Origin of the sequence: Glycocaulis sp., assembly GCF_052168375.1 — a bacterium.
GTDB lineage: Bacteria > Pseudomonadota > Alphaproteobacteria > Caulobacterales > Maricaulaceae > Glycocaulis.
In genome coordinates, this window is the sequence record NZ_JBQLZR010000033.1 from 1 (window position 1) to 2,261 (window position 2,261).

Here is a 2,261-nt window from a genome sequence, read left to right on the forward strand (position 1 = left end):
GTCTATCTGGAGGACGTGGGGCCGGGCGATGCACCGCTCTACCTTCTGCCGCGCAGCCACATGCTGGGCGCCGACATCTTCCCGCATGACCTCACCTTGCTGGACAAGGCGCGGGGCCGGTCGCGCTATAGCGCCCACGGGGACAGCATAGAGGAAGACACGCTGCGCCTGACCGGCACGGCGGGCGCGGTGCATTTCTGGCATGCCTGCCTGCTGCACGGCACCCAGCCGACCGCAGGCGACCGGCGCCGCATCTCGCTGCGCTACCTGATCGAGATGGACCCCGATGCGCAGGACTGTGCGCTGGCGCGGCTGAATGCCACCATCGCCTATCCGCTGAGCATTGATCAGACCCGGCGCGATCTCGCGGCCAGCGGCATCGCCATGATCAAGGGCAATTTCGTCAACACCCAGGCCGGTCAGTCCGGCCTGGCAAGCGCCTGAGAGCGGACATCATGAGCAAGACAGCCTCCTGGCGCGAAGCCAATCCCGTGGCCACAGACATGCGCCCGATGGATGCGCGCTATGCGGACATCTTGCGCCGCCATGCCGGTGACGAAGACATCATCCACCAGCTCAATGCCTTCCAGCGGCGCATGTATGCCTCGAAGGCCTTTGGTCACTGGGAAGTCTTCAAGACCGTCGCCAACCTGCCCGGCCACGTCGTCGAGTGCGGCGTCTACAAGGGCGAATCCCTGTTCAATTTCGCGCGCTTTCTCGAAATCCTCTGCCCAGGTGACCGTACCAAGCAGGTGATCGGGTTTGACCATTTCCAGGGCCTGACCGGGCGCACTGACGCCGACGAGACCGAGAAGGACGGCGCTGCCAATCGCGGCAATTTCGACGGCGGATGGGAATCAGCCGGTTTCCGCGACACGCTGGTCGAGCTGATCGAGCTGTTCAATGCGGACAGTTTTGTACCGAAAAAGCCGCGCATCGTGCTGGAAGAAGGCGATATTGTGGAAACGGCCCCGGCCTATGTGAAGCGCCATCCGGGGCTGCGCATCTCGCTGCTGCATCTTGACTGCGATATTTACGAGCCGACTCTGGCCGCGCTCGAAGCCTTCTACCCCCACATCGTTCCGGGCGGGATCGTGCTCTTTGACGAGTACGGGATCACCGAGTGGCCGGGCGAGTCGCGGGCGGTGGAGGAGTATTTCGGCGGCAAGCCGCCAGTGATCGAGAAATTCCCGTGGCTGTCTGCGCCGGGCGGCTGGATCCGCAAGCCTGCAGGCTGACCCTAGCGCCAGCGCTCATAGCTGACGCCGACAGACGCGGCATCATCAAGCGCTGTCAGCTTGTCGATTTTCAGCGCGATGCGCACGATACGCGGGTCGGCGAACATGGTGTCAGCCAGTTCCTGGGCGAGGTCTTCAAGCAATTCGTGGTGACGGCGACCGACAACCTGGCGCACGGTTTCTGCGAGCGCGGCGTAATTCACCGCATGACCGAGATCGGCGCCCGGATGCGCCGCTTCGCTCGCCACTTCGGCTTCAAGGCTGATCGTGACGGGCTGCTTGCGGCCATGTTCGCTTGCGTAGACTCCGACCTCGGCATCAAGGCGCAAGCCCTCGACGCGCACGCTCAGCCGTTCGCCACTGGCCGCCGCCATGGCGGCGGGCGCGGTCTGTTCGGCGCCAGGCGCGAAAATCGGTTTCATCGATGACTTCCCTGATGGCGCGCGGGCCTTGCCCCCGCCGTCAAGCGGCCGGATCAGACCAGCTCGCGTATCACTTCATAGCCGAGAGTGGGCCGGGCAACCGAGACTTTTCTCAGTCCGGGCCATAAAGGCTTCAGGCGCGCGGCCACAAAATCGGCAATCGCCTCCATGGACGGGCCGGAAAGCCCCTCCACCTCGTTGAGAAGCGCATGATCGAGCGGCTGGGCTGCGACCATGAGATCCTCACGCAGCCGGTCGAGATCCTCGACGCCGGGCTGCGCCTCGACCCAAGCCCGCACCAGATAGGAGTGACCGTGTATCTGACGGCGCGCATCATCCTCATCCCCGAACGGGGTGAAGTGGGCGGCTTCGATATTCACCTGGGCAGAAATCAGCATCATGGCGCGCGCTCTATACTGTGTCAGGGCTGGCGAGGTAAGCCCTGCCCGCACATCAGGGCTTCCAACGCGAGCGCCGCGGTTTAGGTTCACGCGTCAGATCGAGGAGCAGGCCATGTCCGGGCACACCCATACCGCACTTGTTACCGGCGGCGCGAAGCGCCTCGGGCGCGCCTTCTGCGAGGCGCTGGCTGCCGACGGAC

3 protein-coding genes and 1 pseudogene are annotated in these 2,261 nt (G+C 64.4%); 2 read left to right on the forward strand and 2 right to left on the reverse strand.

Features of this window, described 5'->3' with window-relative positions; all coding sequences use genetic code 11:
- Both ACTS2Z_RS01340 and ACTS2Z_RS01345 read left to right on the forward strand, forming a co-directional pair.
- Positions 1-444: pseudogene (locus tag ACTS2Z_RS01340) on the forward strand (hypothetical protein); the annotation flags it as partial.
- A gap of 11 nt (positions 445-455) precedes the next feature.
- The gene (locus tag ACTS2Z_RS01345) at positions 456-1,238 is read left to right on the forward strand and encodes a TylF/MycF/NovP-related O-methyltransferase (RefSeq protein ID WP_442571435.1); all 783 of its coding nucleotides are present in this window, start codon (positions 456-458) and stop codon (positions 1,236-1,238) included.
- A 2-nt stretch (positions 1,239-1,240) separates the two neighbouring features.
- On the opposite strand, the gene folB is transcribed toward ACTS2Z_RS01345, so the two are convergent.
- Together folB and ACTS2Z_RS01355 are read right to left on the reverse strand one after the other, a co-directional pair.
- The gene (folB, locus tag ACTS2Z_RS01350) at positions 1,241-1,660 is read right to left on the reverse strand and encodes a dihydroneopterin aldolase (RefSeq protein WP_442571436.1); all 420 of its coding nucleotides are present in this window, start codon (positions 1,658-1,660) and stop codon (positions 1,241-1,243) included.
- Positions 1,661-1,713: 53 nt separating this feature from the next.
- The gene (locus ACTS2Z_RS01355) at positions 1,714-2,061 is read right to left on the reverse strand and encodes a 6-pyruvoyl trahydropterin synthase family protein (protein WP_442571437.1); all 348 of its coding nucleotides are present in this window, start codon (positions 2,059-2,061) and stop codon (positions 1,714-1,716) included.
- Positions 2,062-2,261: the final 200 nt, after the last annotated feature.

Excerpts from the sequence above, each read along its gene's own strand:
- ACTS2Z_RS01345 (WP_442571435.1), top strand. The coding sequence starts at position 456 with ATGAGCAAGACAGCCTCCTGGCGCGAAGCCAATCCCGTGGCCACAGAC.
- ACTS2Z_RS01355 (WP_442571437.1), bottom strand. The coding sequence starts at position 2,061 with ATGATGCTGATTTCTGCCCAGGTGAATATCGAAGCCGCCCACTTCACC.
- folB (WP_442571436.1), bottom strand. The coding sequence starts at position 1,660 with ATGAAACCGATTTTCGCGCCTGGCGCCGAACAGACCGCGCCCGCCGCC.